Origin of the sequence: Agrobacterium sp. CFBP 3001, assembly GCF_027871605.1 — a bacterium.
GTDB lineage: Bacteria > Pseudomonadota > Alphaproteobacteria > Rhizobiales > Rhizobiaceae > Agrobacterium > Agrobacterium leguminum.
Genome location: NZ_JAQAHD010000001.1, coordinates 269,828 through 284,387 on the forward strand (window position 1 = coordinate 269,828; position 14,560 = coordinate 284,387).

Sequence of the window (14,560 nt, forward strand, 5' to 3'; positions counted from 1 at the left end):
TGAAAAGGGCCGCTGGTATCGCCAGTGGCCCTTTTTTAATGTCCGCTTCCATCAGAGACGGGCGAAACGTTCCGTCAGCAACTCGAAGAAGCCGTCGGCATCCACATTGCGCATCACGCGGGCATTGGCGGGTCGTTCGGTAACATTCCACCAGTCCACCACGGTCATGCCCATGGTGAGTTCCGAATGGACCTCGATTTCGACATTGCACTCGCGACCCTGAAACAGTTCGGGTTTGACGAGATAGGCAATGACAGTCGGATCATGCAGTGGGCCGCCGTCCGAGCCGTATTTTTCGATATCGAAACGCTCGAAGAATTCCAGCATTTCCGCCATGGCGATGGCCGGCCGCGTGCCAATGTCGCGAATGCGGCTGACCCGAGCCTTGGTTGTCAGCAACTGATGGGTGACGTCGAGCGGCATCATGACGATCGGCATGCCGGAGCGGAAGACGATATCGGCGGCCTGTGGGTCGACATAGATGTTGAATTCCGCCGCCGGGGTGATGTTGCCGCCCTCGAAGAAGCCGCCGCCCATCATCACCAGTTCCTTGACGCGGTCGGCGATTTCCGGCGCCTTCAGGAGCGCCAGCGCCACATTGGTCAGCGCGCCGAGCGTGCAGAGCGTTACGGTGCCGGCGGGTTCCCGCATCAGCGTTTCGATGATGAAATCGACCGCGTGCTGCTTTTGCGCTTCCATGGTCGGCTCATCGAGAACCGGGCCATCGAGGCCGGTGCTGCCGTGAACGTGCTCTGCGGTGATGGGCTTGCGCACCAGCGGCTTCTCGGCGCCCTCATAGACGGGAATATCGGTGCGGCCGCACAATTCGCTGATGATGCGGATGTTGCGGCTGGTCAGCTTCAGCGGAACGTTGCCGGCGACGGCGCACAATCCGAGAATGTCGATTTCCTCCGGGCTTGCGAAGGCGAGCATGATTGCCGCCGCGTCGTCCTGGCCCGGATCGGTGTCGATAATGATTTTTCTGCGTTCTGCCATGTCTTGCCCGCCGTTGAGATGAGCGCTTTTTTCGAGCGGCGGGTGCTCACTTGTCAAGCCTCATTCCCCGGTGTCCCCTTTGCTCGTCGCCGCGTCTTGCGTATTGCGGTTGTGCTTCCCATATTGCAGGGGCCGGTGCGACTGACCGGCGAGGTTGCCGGAAGCGGGACCGCGAAACGTCGCTTGGTTGCAAGGACAAAAGAGACATGAGCCGCATGACGCCATTCACCCACCCGCTTTTGCTGGGTTTTGATGCCATGGAAAAAACGCTGGAGCGCATGGCGAAGGCCAATGACGGCTATCCTCCCTATAATATCGAGCGCCTGCCGGGCAGCGGCGATGTGCCGGAACGCCTGCGCATCACCATCGCGGTTGCCGGTTTCTCGCAGGACGATCTGGATGTGACGACGGCCGATAACCAGCTCGTCATTCGCGGACGCCAGCAGGAACAGGAGAAACGCGATTTTCTCTATCGCGGCATCGCGGCCCGCCAGTTCCAGCGGGTGTTCGTGCTTGCCGATGGCATGCAGGTCAGGGAAGCGCGCCTGCGCAACGGCCTGCTTTCCATCGATCTGGTGCGGCCGGAAATTTCAAACGTGGTGAAGAAAATTAATATTTCCGTCTCAGAGTAGAACGTGAACGCCGGAATCCGACACGAATCGCTCGGCGTGAAGAAGGAGGCTGAAATATGCTGTTGAAAGAAGCGCATGCGCGTCTCACCCAATCCCAGCTCGCCCATATCGGCGAAGGAGAAGTGGGATATATCCGCAAGATCCGCGCGGAAGACGTCAGCCGCTGTTTCCCGGAAGCGCCCGATCTCGATCCGCAATTGGACCTTTGGGCGCTGTTCGGTGCAGATGGTACGCCGATCCTCCTGACGGACAACCGGTCCAGTACGTTTTTCAAGGCTGCCGAAGACGATCTCCAGACCGTCAGCCTGCATTGAAGAAAAAAGCCCGCTTTTGAGCGGGCTTTTTCTTTAGCGGGTTAAAGGAACGGGCGGTCCGGCATGTCGTCGATGGAGATGACGCCGTCCTTGTTCTTGTCCAGCCGTTCGAACATCTTTTCGCCGGCGGCGGTGAATTCGGCCTTGCTGACCTGACCGTTCTCGTCGGTATCGGCCCAGCGGATCAGCGCGAAACCTGCGCCCTTGCCGCCATGCTTGCCCCAGCCCTGATGGCCAAACCGGCCGCCATGTTCGCGCTCGGCATGTCTTTCGGCGCGCTTGCCCTCGGGGCCTTTCCCCTCTTCGGCTTTGGCGTCCTCACGCTCGGGGCGCGGATTGGCGGCGCGGAAAGCTTCCATCTTCGCCTGACGATACTCACGCATTTCCTTCGGCGTGATCGAGCCGTCCTTGTCCTTGTCAATCTCGGTGAAGAGCGCGTCCTGACGGGCGGCGAATTCCTCCTTGGAAATCTTGCCGTCCTTGTTGCTGTCAGCCACCTTCAGCAGGTGAACGAAGGCCGCTTCCTGGCGGATCGGCATGCGCTCGCCGTGGCCTTTGCCCGGAGCGGGTGGGGCGGCGAAGCTTGCCGTCGCGGCCGTGCCGATCAAAAGGGCTGCGCCAAGAGCAGACAGGGCGATTTTTCGTGTGGTCATCGTCATTACCTTTCTTTGGTGTCCCTGAAGAGAAGATAATGACGTCCAGCACGCCTCACCACTTAAACATCCGTAAGGTGCATGAAGCTTCGGTAATGTTCGCTGCTCAGCCTGCAATGGCTTTCGTCAGGAAGCCGGTCAGGTCGTCGGTGATGTAGTCGATATGCGCATCCGTGGCGGCTGGGATTTCCCAGCGTTCCATGATGACGCCCTCGAGATTGGCGGGGACGAGCAGAACGGTCTTCATGCCGAGCGCCTTGGGCGCCGCGAGATTGCGCGGCAAATCCTCGAACATGGCGGCTTTTTGGGTGTCGAGTTTCGCAAGCGCCGCGAACTTCTCATAGGTCGCGCTGGCCGGTTTCGGCAGATAGCCCGCAGCGACGATGTCGAAAATATCCTCGAAATGATCGAGAATGCCGAGCGCACCGGCCGCCGCCTGCGCATGTTTGACGCTGCCATTGGTAAGGATGAATTTGCGGCCCGGCAAAGCCTTGATCGCCTCGCCGAGTTCCGGATGCGGTTTCAGCGCCGAATAATCGATGGCATGGGCGCGTTCCAGAAACTCGTCCGGGCTGATGCCGTAGTGGATCATCAGGCCCTGAAGCGTCGTGCCGTGGTCATGATAATAGCGCTTCTGCAGCGCCCGGGCCTCGTCGGGATCGAGCTTCAGAAGCTCCGCCACATAGGCCGTCATGTTACGGTCGATCTGCGAAAACAGATTGATGTGATGCGGATAGAGCGTGTTGTCGAGATCGAAGACCCATTCGCTCACATGGTCGAAATCGGCGGCTTCTGGCAGGTTTTTCGGCTTTGTGTCCATGGCCTGCTTTATGCCCGTTTCGAAGGCCGAAGAAAATCGAAAAGACGACGATTGATCAGAAAATCGGGCTTGGCTGCGGCCTCCGGTGCATGATACCGCCAAGGCCATGGAACTCTGGATAGGCATCACTTTCGCAAGCGCGTTCTTGCAGAACCTGCGCTCGACCCTGCAAAAGCACCTCAAGGGCATGATGGGCACCACGGGCGCGACCTTCGTGCGCTTCGTTTTCGGCATGCCTTTCGCTCTCGCCTATCTTGCTTTTCTGCATTTCGGGCTCGGCCGCCCTCTGCCGGTGCCGAACATGTCCTTCGCCGTGTGGGCGACGGTCGGCGCCATGGCGCAGATCGCCGCCACCTTCCTGCTGGTGCACCTGTTCTCCTTCCGTAATTTTGCGGTTGGAACGGCCTATTCCCGCACCGAGCCGGCGCAGGCGGCACTGTTCGCGCTTATTTTCATCGGGGAAAGCGTCAATGGCGGCACATTGGCGGCCATCGCCATCTCGGTCGCCGGCGTCATGCTTATTTCGGTGGCGCGCACGGAAGTCACGCCCGCTTCCTTCTTCACGTCGATCTTCAGCCGGACAGCGGGTATCGGCCTTGCCTCGGGGGCTTTCTTCGGCCTGTCATCGGTTGCCTACCGGTCTGCGTCGCTCGCGCTTGCACCGAGCCTTCCCGCTCCGGACGCGATGATGCAGGCGGGCTTTACCCTCGTTGTCGTCATCGTCATGCAGACGGTTTCGATGTTCCTGTGGATCGTCTGGCGCGAGCGGGAAGAGTTGCGGCGCATCGCGAAGGTATGGAAACCGTCGCTGGCGGTCGGTTTCGTGGGCGCTACGGCCTCGTTCGGCTGGTTCACGGCGATGACCCTGCAGCAGGCCGCCGTGGTGAAGGCATTGGCGCAGGTGGAGATGCTTTTCGCCTTCGCATCGACCGTGCTTTTCTTCAAGGAGAAGATCAACCGGCTCGAACTGTCCGGCTGCCTGCTGATTGTCGTGGGCGTGCTGTCACTTTTGGCATTCGGCTGAATGCCTGTCGTGGCGGACCGGCTTGCCGTCCGCCACCTGAAGCCTGTCAGGGCACGATGAGCGTGCCGGCGCCTTCCGTGAAGATTTCCAGAAGGACGGAATGCGGCGTCTTGCCGTTGAGGATCACCACGCCCTGAACTCCGGCCTTGATGGCGTCGATGCAAGTCTCGACCTTTGGGATCATACCGCCGGAAATCGTGCCGTCCTTGATGAGCGCACGCGCCTGCGAGACGGTGAGTTCCTTGATGAGTTCCTTGTTCTTGTCGAGAACGCCGGGAACGTCGGTGAGAAACAGCAGACGCGAGGCGTGAAGCGCACCCGCAATCGCGCCGGCGAAGGTATCGGCGTTGATATTATAGGTGGCGCCATCGCGGCCAGGCGCGACCGGGGCGATGACCGGGATCATTTCCGACTTGGCGAGCAGGTCGAGCAGGGTGCGGTCGACTTCCGTGACTTCGCCGACAAAGCCGAGATCGAGCACACGTTCGATATTGCTGTCGGGGTCGATGACGGTCTTTTTCGCCTTTTCGGCAAAGACCATGTTGCCGTCCTTGCCGCACAGGCCGATGGCCCATTCGCCCGTCTGGTTGATGAGGGCGACGATTTCCTTGTTGATCGAGCCGGCCAGAACCATTTCGACGATCTCGACCGTCTTGGCGTCGGTGACGCGCAGGCCGCCCTCGAATTTCGATTCGATGCCCATCTTGGTCAGCATCGCGCCGATCTGCGGGCCGCCGCCATGCACGACGATGGGGTTAATGCCCGATTGCTTCAACAGGGCGATGTCTTCCGCGAAAGCCTTGCCGAGCGTGGAATCCCCCATGGCGTGACCGCCATATTTCACCACGATGGTCTTGTTCTCGTATTTCTGCATGAAAGGCAGAGCCTGTGCGAGCAGCCGCGCCTGAGTTTCGCTTTCGGAAGACGTCATCTAAAAACCTCGGTCTGTGGTTGCGGCCGTTGAAAGCCTGTCACCGCTCTAAAGCAAGTCTTTGACGGATGAAATAACCTCCTGGCCTTATTGTGTCGGCAGCGGTCAAATTTCTTTTTTTTGGCTGTCCCGGCCCCGTAATAAGATTGACATAAAGGCCCAATGGGACCAGCCTTCCATGGAAAGGGGAGGGGTTAATTCAGGGCGATATGGGATGTCGCGCGCCGCGGGAGCGATGCTGACCTGAACGACCGAGGAGCGAGAGACCACATGACGGCACCCGATAGAGACAAGCAAAGCGGTTTGCGGGATGAAGTCCTTGCGGGCGAATATGTGCTGGGTGCCCTGCCGCCGGAAAGCATGGCGCAGCTTGCCAAGCGCGTCAAACGCGACCGCCAGGTCGCCGCCATGGTCAGGCGCTGGCGGGACAATCTGGCGGAAGCCGAACATCGCGAAAACGCGACCGTCGCCGCGCTGCTGGAACGGGACCCAGGCCGCTCCGGCCTGCCATTCAGGGGCCAGCCGCTACGGGGTGGCAGCATGTTCGCAGCCATGCTTTCGGAAGTCTGGCATTCCGTGCGCTTCTGGCGCGTTCTGGCGTTGACGGCGATGCTCTGGACCGCCGTTCTGCTTTTCACCATCGCCTGAGAGGCGTGTCTCTCAAAGAGAGATCGTTCTGACGATCTCGGCCCGCAGGCTATCCAGCCCGAATGATTTTTCCGAGGATGTGGCGAGAACTTCCGGATAGGCGGCGGGACGCTTGCGGATTTTCTCCAGCGTTTCGCCGATCAGACGCGGAACGCCGGCATCCTTGATCTTGTCCGTCTTCGTCAGCACGATCTGGTAGGAAACGGCCGCCTTGTCGAGCAGGGTCAGAACCTCCTCGTCGTTCTTTTTCACGCCGTGGCGGGAATCGATCAGCACGTAAACGCGCTTCAGCGTGGCACGGCCGCGCAGATAATCGAAGACGAGCTTCGTCCAGGCATCGACCTGATCCTTCGGGGCCTGCGCATAACCGTAACCGGGCATGTCGACCAGCGCCATCGGCGGCAGATCGCCCGCTTCGCCGGAATAACCATCCGGAACGAAATAGTTCAGTTCCTGCGTGCGTCCGGGCGTATTGGACGTGCGGGCAAGCCCTTTGTGGCCCACCAGCGCATTGATGAGCGAGGACTTGCCGACATTCGAACGGCCGGCGAAGGCAATCTCCGGCGGGCCTTCGGGCGGCAGGAATTTCATTGCGGGAACGCCGCGAATGAAAATCCAGGGTCGCCCGAACAGGGGCTTTTCGATTGCCGTGCCGGTCTCACTCATTTCGATTGCACCGGCTTTCGCTTGAACAGCCCCTTGATGTTATCGAACAGTTCGATCTTGGCGCCCTGGCGCTTCATGATGACGGCCTGCTGGGTGATGGAGAGCGTATTGTTCCATGCCCAGTAGATGACCAGACCGGCCGGGAAGGAGGCCAGCATGAAGGTGAAGATCAGCGGCATCCAGTTGAAGATCATCGCCTGCGTCGGATCGGGCGGCGTCGGGTTCATGCGCATCTGCAGGAACATGGTGATGCCCATGACAAGCGGCCAGACACCGATCATCAGGAAGTGCGGCACATCATAAGGCAGAAGGCCGAAGAGATTGAACAGCGACGTCGGATCCGGCGCGGAAAGGTCGTGAATCCAGCCGAAGAACGGCGCATGCCGCATTTCGATGGTGACGTAGATGACCTTGTAGAGCGCGAAGAAGACCGGGATCTGCAAAAGCATCGGCCAGCAGCCGGCAACAGGATTGATCTTCTCTTCCTTGTAGAGCTGCATCATCGCCTGCTGCATGGCCATGCGGTCATCGCCATGCTTGGCCTTCAGCTCTTCCATCTTCGGCTGCACGCGCTTCATGTTCGCCATGGAAGCATATTGCTTGCTGGCGAGCGGGAAGAAGAGCGCCTTGACGACGATGGTGGTGAGCAGGATCGCCACGCCGAAATTACCAAAATAACGGAAGAAGAAATCCATCAGTTTGAACATCGGCTTGGTGATGAAGTAGAACCAGCCCCAGTCGATCAGAAGGTCGAACTTCGGAATGGCGTAGGTCGTCTCGTAACGGTCGACCAGCGGCACTTCCTTGGCGCCAGCGAAAACGAGGCTCTTCAGCTCGATCGACTGGCCGGGCTCGACCGTCAGCGGGTCGCTCTTGAAATCGGCCTGATAGCTCGGCTGATTGCCGGTGATGTGCGAATAACGGGTCTCGAACGGCGTCGTCTGCGGCGGAACGATGGCCGCGGCCCAATATTTGTCGGTGATGCCGAGCCAGCCGCCGGTCGCCTTGGCAACCGTTACCGGTGCTTCTTCGACGTCCTTGTATTTTTCTTCCGTCAGGCTGCCGTCTTTGCCCGAAACGCCGAGGAAACCTTCATGGATGACGAAGACCGGGGGAGCTGCGGGCTTGTTGTTGCGCGTCACGCGGCCATAGGTGGCAAAGGAGATCGCCGCCTGTCCGGGGTTCTCCACCTTGTCGGCGACCGAGATCATGTAATGCTCGTCGATCGAAACCGTGCGGGAGAAAATCACGCCCTTGGAATTGGTGTAGGTGAGGGTGACCGGGGTGGTTTCCGTCAGCTTGTCGCCGCTTGCCAGCGTCCACACGGTGGTCGGGCCGGGAACGCCGCCGACTTCCTGTGCTGCAACGTAACCGAGTTCGGTGAAGTAGCCGTCCTTGGTGTCGGAGGGCGAGAACAGCGTGATGATCGGGCTCGAGTCATCGACGGTCTCATGGTAGTCCTTGAGCCGGATGTCATCGAAGCGGGCGCCGGTAAGGTTGATCGAGCCGGCGATGGCGTTGGTCTCGATGGCCACGCGCTGGGTTCTTGCAATCGACTCTTCGCGGGTCGCCGTGGCGGCAGTCTGCGGTGAGGAGGCGGGCGGTGCGCCTTCAACGGCAGCACCTGGTGCGGCGCCCGGCGCCGGCTGCTGTTGCTGCGTCGTCTGCTGCTGCGCCTGGCGGGCCTCTTCGGCGCGGCGCTGCTGCTCGATACGCGGATTCATGTAAAGGAATTGCCAGGCGAGGACGATGACAACCGAAAGGGCTATCGCGATGAAGTAATTACGGTTCTTTTCCATCATTCTTTCCTGGAGCGGGTCTCCTGGGACCGTTTCGGTTTCGCCGTTCCTTCAATTCGCTCGTTAAGGAGAGACTGAAGTTTCGGGAAGGCCGTATCGAGCACGTCCCTGCGGGCGACAATCACATAGTCATGACCGGGCTTCATTGCGAATCCGGCAGAAAGCCTGACGGCTTCCTTGAGACGGCGGCGCATGCGATTTCGCTCTACCGCGTTGCCTTGTCTTTTCGTTACGGTAAAACCGACGCGAGGCTCGGTTTCCGGGGCTTTCCGGTCAAGCACTTCCAGAAGAAAGGTGCCTCCCCGCCGTTTTTCTCCTGCCTGAACGGCAAGGAAATCCGACCGGTTTTTAAGCCGGCCGGGCAGTTTTCCTGTCTTACTCATGTGCCCGCGACTTTCACCGGGTCACAGAGGCGGCAATTAAGCCGAAAGACGAGCGCGGCCGCGCGCACGGCGGGCTGCGAGAACCTTGCGGCCGCCGGCGGTAGCCATACGGGCGCGGAAGCCATGGCGACGCTTGCGGACAAGCTTGGACGGTTGGTAAGTACGCTTCGACATTTATTTAATACCGCGGTGTGCGGCCCTTCTTGAATTTGCAATAATTTGCAAGAGCGTTTCGTTTTTTGCACGGCTAACCCCGCCTGGGCGAGCTTTCAATGGCCGAGCGTGCGCGGCTTATAAGGGCATAGGCCGAGCAAAGTCAATTGCCGAAGGGGTTTTCGCGCTTCACCTTTTGCGGAAAACGCACCGCCATCTCCTTCGCCGACCGCCGATGGAGGCCGATTCCGGCGCGCAATCGATAAAATCCGAAATTCTTTCTTAACGCAGCGTTGATAAATCTTGTGACGCGAAAAAGTTATGCCAGCTTCCCATTTTCATCGCGCGGCTGGTTTTTGTTGGGGGAACGAAGTTGAGAATTCGCGGTCGTATCAATCTACTTGTCGGGCTGATGAGCCTTGTGGCCTGTACCATTGGCGGGTTGTCCATCTATGCGATCAACGAATTCTGGGTTCGGTCGCATCATTTCGAGGGAACCGCCGAAAGGGCCTATAAGGGCGAGGCGCTCAACCGTCTGGTAACGGCAGTCGTCATGGAGGCACGCGGTGTCTACGCGGCAGCCGATGTGGCGGCAGCCACCCCCTTTGCCGACGGTATGGTCAAAAACCTCGACGCCATGGAAAAGCTCATTGCCAGCTGGGCGCCGCTCGTGCCGGCGGAACAACAGGCGAGTTTCGACAAGCTTGTCGGCCGGTCCAAGGAATTCCGCACTTTCCGTCTGGAAACCGTGCGGCTGGCGAAGGAAAACGGGCCGCAGGCGGCCAGCCAGCAGGGCAATAACGAGGCGAACCGCGCCAACCGCAAGGCCTATCAGGCGGAGATCGACAGCGTCGTGAAAAACGACCTTGCCGAACTCGAAGTCGTGAAGGCAGGAGTAGATTCTTTCAGCACCGCGATATTCTGGGTGATCGTCGCGGTGACGGTTGCCGGTGTCGGCGCGGGAGCCGCCTTCGGTCTCTACATCGGAACGCGGCAGCTCAGCGCACCCATCCGCAGGGTTTCGCAGGTGATGAATGCCGTGGCCGATGGAAATCTCGACGCGGACGTTCCCTATCTCGGCCGCAACGACGAAATCGGCGAAATGGCTGCGGCCGTCGAGGTCTTTAAGAAAAACGGCAGCGAAGTGCGCCGCATGAATGCGCAGGAAGCCGCCATGCGCGCCAAGAGCGACGATCTGCAGGCCGGCATGGCCATCGTCGTCGACGCTGCGGCCCAGGGCGATTTCAGCCGCCGCATCAACAAGGATTATGGCGACGACAACCTCAATCGTTTCGCCGCGACGATCAATTCGCTCCTCACCGGTGTCCATAATGGCGTATCCGAGACCAGCCGCGTCATAGAAGGCCTTGCGCGGGGCGATCTGACGGAGAGAATGGATGGCGAGTTCCGGGGCGTCTTTGCCGAACTCCAGGGGAACGTCAACCAGACGCTGACCAAGCTGCGCGAGACGATGCGCGAAGTGCGCGGCAGCACGGAGGGCATCAGCGGCAACGCGAACGAATTGCGCTCGGCGGCCGACGACCTGTCGAAGCGGACCGAACAGCAGGCCGCGGCGCTGGAGGAAACCTCCGCCGCTCTGGATGAGATTACCGCCGTCGTCCGCAATTCGACCGACCGTGCGCAGGAAGCCAGCGCCATGGTTGCCGAAACGAAGCAGAAGACGGAAGAGTCCGCTAATGTCGTGCGCGACGCCGTGTCCGCCATGGATCGCATCGAGCATGCCTCGCGCGAAATCAGCCAGATCATCAACGTCATCGACGAAATCGCCTTCCAGACCAACCTGCTGGCGCTGAATGCCGGCGTGGAAGCCGCCCGTGCGGGTGAAGCGGGCAAGGGCTTTGCCGTCGTCGCTCAGGAAGTGCGAGAACTTGCGCAACGATCCGCAACGGCAGCGAAGGACATCAAGGCGCTGATCACAAAATCCGGCGAAGAGGTCGGGCGTGGCGTATCGCTGGTGCAGAGAACCGGCGGCGCACTGAGCGAGATCGAGACCCGCGTTCTGGCAATCAACGAGCACATCCATTCGATTGCCACGGCCGCCAGGGAGCAGTCCACCGGTCTGCATGAGGTGAATACCGCCATCAACCAGATGGACCAGGTAACGCAGCGCAACGCAGCAATGGTGGAGGAAACCTCGGCTGCAACCCATAAGCTGAGCAGCGAGGCCGACCATCTTGTGACGCTCGTGGCGCGCTTCAATGTCGGCGCGGAGAATGTGCAGCGCAGCCCCCGCATCGAGCAGCCCGCGAGGCCGATGACGGTTTCCGCCGGACCGGTGGCGGTCTCCGGCAGGACGCCGGCGGTGGCGTCTCCGGCCCGCAAATTGATGAACAGCGTCAGCCGCGCGCTCAATGCCCAGCCTGCGGCAGCACCCGCACATGGCGACTGGCAGGAGTTCTAGACGACCAGCGGTCCGCTTCAAAACCGGCTTACCTTCGAACGCCGCCCCTGCCGGGCGGCGTTTGTTTTTCCGGCAATGAAAACCTTTATTTTGCAGCGCATTGGAAAAATATCCATTAGGTCCTATTATCATCGCTGCATATAAACCGAGCCGTTCCACGCAAGCAGCGGCGCGCATACAGGATCATGGCCCGGTGTTTTCTAAAGGCGTAGACAGCTTGGACCGCACGCAAGACGATCCGGTGCATTGCATGCCGGGATTGACCGCCGGTCTTTCGGGACGGCTGCTGCTGCTCACTGTCATCTTCGTGATGATCGCCGAAGTGCTGATCTTCGTGCCTTCCGTCGCCAATATGCGTCTTTCGTGGTTGCGCGACCGTCTGAATACGGCCGCGGCAGCCGGCGCTGTCATCGACGGCCTGCAGGCCGAACTGCCGCGAAGCGTGCAGAACGACACGCTGATGGCAACCGGCGCGAAGCTTATCGCGCTGCGCAAGGACGGCACCTCACGCCTGCTCGCCGTGGCGGAAACGCCGCCGGGCGTCGATGAGCAATATGATCTTTCCGACGTTTCGCAGGTGGCTGCGGTGCGGGACGCCTTTTCCACCCTGCTGTTCGGCGGCAACCGCGTCATCCGCGTTTTCGATGTCGTCGGCGACAGCGACACGATCATCGAACTGGTGCTCGGCGAAAACAAGCTGCGGGCGGCAATGCTTGCCTATGCGCGAAACGTTTTCCTGATTTCCATCGTCCTGTCGCTGATCACCGCAGGCCTGATCTTCATTTCCATCAACCGCATCATGATCCGGCCCATACGCCGGCTGACGCTCGGCATGCAGAACTTCTCCGAGGATCCGGGCAATCCCGAGCGGATTTTCGTACCTGAGGAGGGAACGGATGAACTATCGGTTGCCGGCCGCCACCTCGCCGACATGCAGACCGAACTGCAGAAGACCCTGCGCCAGCAGAAGAACCTCGTGGATCTCGGCCTGGCGGTCTCGAAGATCAATCACGACATGCGCAACATCCTGTCCTCCGCGCAGCTCATGTCGGACCGTCTGGTGGACGCAAAGGATCCGATGGTCAGGAGCTTCGCGCCGAAACTGCTGCGCACCATCGACCGCGCCGTGGCCTATACCGGCGAGGTTCTGGCCTATGGCCAGGCGACCGAAGGCGCACCGAAACGCAAGATGGTGCAGTTGAGCCTTCTGGTGCGGGATGTGCGCGATATTCTGGCGCTCGATCCGGACAGCGGTATTGAATTTCAGGACAGCGTGCCATCCGACCTCACAGTCGATGCGGATTCCGAGCAGCTTTTCCGGGTCATCCACAATCTCTGTCGCAATGCCGTTCAGGCCCTGCAATCGGATACCGCGAATGCTGCGCTTCGGCATCTTTCCATCTCGGCCCAGAGGGCCGGCAGCGTCGTCAGCATCGTCATCGACGACAATGGGCCGGGCATGCCGCGCAAGGCCAAGGAGAACCTGTTTTCCGCTTTCAGGGGTTCGGCCCGCTCCGGCGGCACGGGCCTCGGGCTGGTCATTGCCCGCGAACTCGTGCTTGCCCATGGCGGCACGATCGCGCTCGTCGAAAAGCCCGGTCCCGGCACGCAGTTCCGCATCGAGATAGCCGACCGCGCCGCCTCCGTACAGGCGGCCAGAACCGCCTGAAAAACCAGCTCCGCAGCCGGTTCGCGCAGTCATTCTCCCCGCCCAAACGGACAGGGTATCTGGCCCGTGGAAAATGATCCGCATGGAATTTATAATAAAATCAATGAGATAAATGAATTGCTGCGGAAAAATGACAATTTCGAAGCGAAATCGCTTGCATTCGGAATGAGGACGTTTTAGAGGATCGCCACGCCACCGGAAACGACCGGAACGGCACGCACCCGTAGCTCAGCTGGATAGAGCACCAGACTACGAATCTGGGGGTCAGGAGTTCGAATCTCTTCGGGTGCGCCATTTCTCTTCCCATAAAATAAAGTCCTGAAACAATCGCCTTCACGCGCGATATCGCTGATATCGGCAAGTGTGTTCTGGCGGATGCTTCGACGGTCCGCAGGGCCGAGTGAATTCCGAACGTCCCGAATATATGCTAAAGTCACCCGGTCATCAGATGTCCCCGGGTGAAAGCCATGTTGGAAGCGGACAAGGTGTTTGCGGGTTCGATTCCGGAAAATTACGACCGCTATATGGTGCCGCTGATTTTTGCGCCATTCGCCGCCGATCTGGCGCGCAGGGCGGCTGCCTTGATGCCAATTGATATTCTGGAAATCGCCGCAGGCACCGGCGCCGTCACGCGCGAATTGGCTCCCCGATTATTGCCCGCGGCAAACTATGTGGTAACCGACCTCAACCAGCCGATGCTCGATTTTGCGGCGTCGCAACAGGCGCCGGATCGCCGCATAAGATGGCGGCAGGTGGATGCCCAGACGTTGCCTTTTGAAAACGCTGTGTTCGATCTCGTTTTCTGCCAGTTCGGCGCGATGTTCTTTAATGACCGCTTGTCGGCCTATCGCGAGGCGAAGCGGGTATTGAAGCCCGGCGGACATTATCTATTCAATGTATGGGACCGCATCGAGGAAAATCACTTCGCGGATGATGTGACGAACGCTCTGGCGCGCCTGTTCCCCGGTGATCCGCCGCGCTTCATGGTCCGTACCCCGCACGGTTATCATGACACGGCACTCATTCGCCACGAGCTGGAGGAGGCCGGTTTTTCCCGCGTGACGATTGAGACGGTGGCCGCGCAGAGCCGCGCCTCTTCACCGCGCATTCCGGCCATGGCTTATTGTCAGGGAACCGTGCTTCGGACGGAAATTGAGGTGAGAGCACCGGGAGGGCTCGACACCGCGACAGATTGCGCCGCCGCGGCCATCGAAGCGCGGCATGGCGGTGGCGCGGTTGCCGCGAAAATTCAGGCGCATGTGATTCTCGCCGCCGTTTAAACCGACGCTGCCGGCCCGCTTCTCAGTCTATAAGTGCGAACGGGGAATATTTGAGCAATACCCCCTAAATATTAGTGGTTTTGGGTGGAGGCCTGTACCAAAGGATTTTCCGATAGCCCGGGATTACCGGGCTTTCGAGTGTCATCGAACTTTCCGCAAACCTTCGTCAT

General features: G+C 59.9%; 15 protein-coding genes and 1 tRNA gene. 8 read left to right on the forward strand and 8 right to left on the reverse strand.

Annotated features, from left to right (window positions below; all coding sequences use genetic code 11):
* Window positions 1-51 precede the first annotated feature (51 nt).
* Window positions 52-996 carry a nucleoside hydrolase gene (locus tag PH605_RS01350; RefSeq protein WP_065654563.1) on the reverse strand — a complete coding sequence of 315 codons (945 nt, stop codon included), beginning with the start codon at window positions 994-996 and terminating at the stop codon, window positions 52-54.
* A gap of 206 nt (window positions 997-1,202) precedes the next feature.
* Between PH605_RS01350 and PH605_RS01355 the strand changes: the two genes are divergently transcribed.
* Both PH605_RS01355 and PH605_RS01360 read left to right on the forward strand, forming a co-directional pair.
* Window positions 1,203-1,628 (forward strand): Hsp20 family protein, encoded by a 426-nt coding sequence (locus PH605_RS01355; protein WP_003520041.1) that lies wholly within the window; start codon window positions 1,203-1,205, stop codon window positions 1,626-1,628.
* Between the two features lie 56 nt (window positions 1,629-1,684).
* Window positions 1,685-1,942, forward strand: coding sequence for a DUF1150 family protein (locus PH605_RS01360; RefSeq protein ID WP_003520040.1), 258 nt, complete (start codon window positions 1,685-1,687; stop codon window positions 1,940-1,942).
* A gap of 41 nt (window positions 1,943-1,983) precedes the next feature.
* Here the strand turns inward: PH605_RS01360 and PH605_RS01365 are convergent, their stop codons facing one another.
* Entirely contained in the window at window positions 1,984-2,601 is a 618-nt protein-coding gene (locus PH605_RS01365) for an EF-hand domain-containing protein (protein WP_125145236.1), read from the reverse strand.
* Between the two features lie 100 nt (window positions 2,602-2,701).
* Window positions 2,702-3,415: a pyrimidine 5'-nucleotidase gene (locus PH605_RS01370; protein ID WP_065654562.1), complete on the reverse strand. Its 714-nt coding sequence runs from the start codon at window positions 3,413-3,415 to the stop codon at window positions 2,702-2,704.
* Window positions 3,416-3,521: 106 nt separating this feature from the next.
* Here PH605_RS01370 and PH605_RS01375 point away from each other — a divergent pair, with 106 nt between their 5' ends.
* Window positions 3,522-4,439 (forward strand): DMT family transporter, encoded by a 918-nt coding sequence (locus PH605_RS01375; RefSeq protein ID WP_065654855.1) that lies wholly within the window; start codon window positions 3,522-3,524, stop codon window positions 4,437-4,439.
* Between the two features lie 46 nt (window positions 4,440-4,485).
* Here the strand turns inward: PH605_RS01375 and argB are convergent, their stop codons facing one another.
* Window positions 4,486-5,370 carry an acetylglutamate kinase gene (argB, locus tag PH605_RS01380; RefSeq protein ID WP_003503698.1) on the reverse strand — a complete coding sequence of 295 codons (885 nt, stop codon included), beginning with the start codon at window positions 5,368-5,370 and terminating at the stop codon, window positions 4,486-4,488.
* A 270-nt stretch (window positions 5,371-5,640) separates the two neighbouring features.
* Between argB and PH605_RS01385 the strand changes: the two genes are divergently transcribed.
* Window positions 5,641-6,018, forward strand: coding sequence for a hypothetical protein (locus PH605_RS01385; RefSeq protein WP_271040137.1), 378 nt, complete (start codon window positions 5,641-5,643; stop codon window positions 6,016-6,018).
* Between the two features lie 12 nt (window positions 6,019-6,030).
* Here PH605_RS01385 and yihA read toward each other — a convergent pair whose 3' ends face one another.
* Genes yihA through rpmH form a run of 4 tightly spaced genes read right to left on the reverse strand, consistent with a single transcriptional unit; the run spans window position 6,031 to window position 9,040 of the window.
* A complete protein-coding gene (gene yihA / locus PH605_RS01390; protein WP_065654559.1) occupies window positions 6,031-6,684 on the reverse strand; it encodes a ribosome biogenesis GTP-binding protein YihA/YsxC in 654 nt (217 codons plus the stop codon).
* The gene (gene yidC, locus PH605_RS01395) at window positions 6,681-8,483 is read right to left on the reverse strand and encodes a membrane protein insertase YidC (RefSeq protein ID WP_142844075.1); all 1,803 of its coding nucleotides are present in this window, start codon (window positions 8,481-8,483) and stop codon (window positions 6,681-6,683) included. Before yidC ends, yihA begins: the two co-directional genes overlap by 4 nt.
* Window positions 8,483-8,866: a ribonuclease P protein component gene (gene rnpA / locus PH605_RS01400; protein ID WP_003520031.1), complete on the reverse strand. Its 384-nt coding sequence runs from the start codon at window positions 8,864-8,866 to the stop codon at window positions 8,483-8,485. Before rnpA ends, yidC begins: the two co-directional genes overlap by 1 nt.
* A gap of 36 nt (window positions 8,867-8,902) precedes the next feature.
* Window positions 8,903-9,040: a 50S ribosomal protein L34 gene (gene rpmH, locus PH605_RS01405; protein WP_003493611.1), complete on the reverse strand. Its 138-nt coding sequence runs from the start codon at window positions 9,038-9,040 to the stop codon at window positions 8,903-8,905.
* Window positions 9,041-9,392: 352 nt separating this feature from the next.
* Here rpmH and PH605_RS01410 point away from each other — a divergent pair, with 352 nt between their 5' ends.
* The 4 genes from PH605_RS01410 (at window position 9,393) to PH605_RS01425 (ending at window position 14,390) form a co-directional block, all read left to right on the forward strand.
* Window positions 9,393-11,441: a methyl-accepting chemotaxis protein gene (locus PH605_RS01410; RefSeq protein ID WP_142844074.1), complete on the forward strand. Its 2,049-nt coding sequence runs from the start codon at window positions 9,393-9,395 to the stop codon at window positions 11,439-11,441.
* 250 nt (window positions 11,442-11,691) lie between these two features.
* Entirely contained in the window at window positions 11,692-13,110 is a 1,419-nt protein-coding gene (locus tag PH605_RS01415) for an ATP-binding protein (protein WP_161987750.1), read from the forward strand.
* 217 nt (window positions 13,111-13,327) lie between these two features.
* Window positions 13,328-13,404 (forward strand) — tRNA-Arg (locus PH605_RS01420).
* A gap of 173 nt (window positions 13,405-13,577) precedes the next feature.
* Window positions 13,578-14,390, forward strand: coding sequence for a class I SAM-dependent methyltransferase (locus PH605_RS01425; RefSeq protein ID WP_142844071.1), 813 nt, complete (start codon window positions 13,578-13,580; stop codon window positions 14,388-14,390).
* Window positions 14,391-14,560: the final 170 nt, after the last annotated feature.

What these genes read in the sequence shown, in the direction of transcription:
- yihA (WP_065654559.1), bottom strand. Translation starts at nt 6,684, where the DNA reads ATGAGTGAGACCGGCACGGCAATCGAAAAGCCCCTGTTCGGGCGACCC.
- PH605_RS01425 (WP_142844071.1), top strand. Translation starts at nt 13,578, where the DNA reads ATGTTGGAAGCGGACAAGGTGTTTGCGGGTTCGATTCCGGAAAATTAC.
- argB (WP_003503698.1), bottom strand. Translation starts at nt 5,370, where the DNA reads ATGACGTCTTCCGAAAGCGAAACTCAGGCGCGGCTGCTCGCACAGGCT.
- PH605_RS01370 (WP_065654562.1), bottom strand. Translation starts at nt 3,415, where the DNA reads ATGGACACAAAGCCGAAAAACCTGCCAGAAGCCGCCGATTTCGACCAT.
- rpmH (WP_003493611.1), bottom strand. Translation starts at nt 9,040, where the DNA reads ATGTCGAAGCGTACTTACCAACCGTCCAAGCTTGTCCGCAAGCGTCGC.
- PH605_RS01355 (WP_003520041.1), top strand. Translation starts at nt 1,203, where the DNA reads ATGAGCCGCATGACGCCATTCACCCACCCGCTTTTGCTGGGTTTTGAT.
- PH605_RS01350 (WP_065654563.1), bottom strand. Translation starts at nt 996, where the DNA reads ATGGCAGAACGCAGAAAAATCATTATCGACACCGATCCGGGCCAGGAC.
- yidC (WP_142844075.1), bottom strand. Translation starts at nt 8,483, where the DNA reads ATGGAAAAGAACCGTAATTACTTCATCGCGATAGCCCTTTCGGTTGTC.
- PH605_RS01415 (WP_161987750.1), top strand. Translation starts at nt 11,692, where the DNA reads ATGCCGGGATTGACCGCCGGTCTTTCGGGACGGCTGCTGCTGCTCACT.
- rnpA (WP_003520031.1), bottom strand. Translation starts at nt 8,866, where the DNA reads ATGAGTAAGACAGGAAAACTGCCCGGCCGGCTTAAAAACCGGTCGGAT.
- PH605_RS01385 (WP_271040137.1), top strand. Translation starts at nt 5,641, where the DNA reads ATGACGGCACCCGATAGAGACAAGCAAAGCGGTTTGCGGGATGAAGTC.
- PH605_RS01375 (WP_065654855.1), top strand. Translation starts at nt 3,522, where the DNA reads ATGGAACTCTGGATAGGCATCACTTTCGCAAGCGCGTTCTTGCAGAAC.
- PH605_RS01360 (WP_003520040.1), top strand. Translation starts at nt 1,685, where the DNA reads ATGCTGTTGAAAGAAGCGCATGCGCGTCTCACCCAATCCCAGCTCGCC.
- PH605_RS01365 (WP_125145236.1), bottom strand. Translation starts at nt 2,601, where the DNA reads ATGACGATGACCACACGAAAAATCGCCCTGTCTGCTCTTGGCGCAGCC.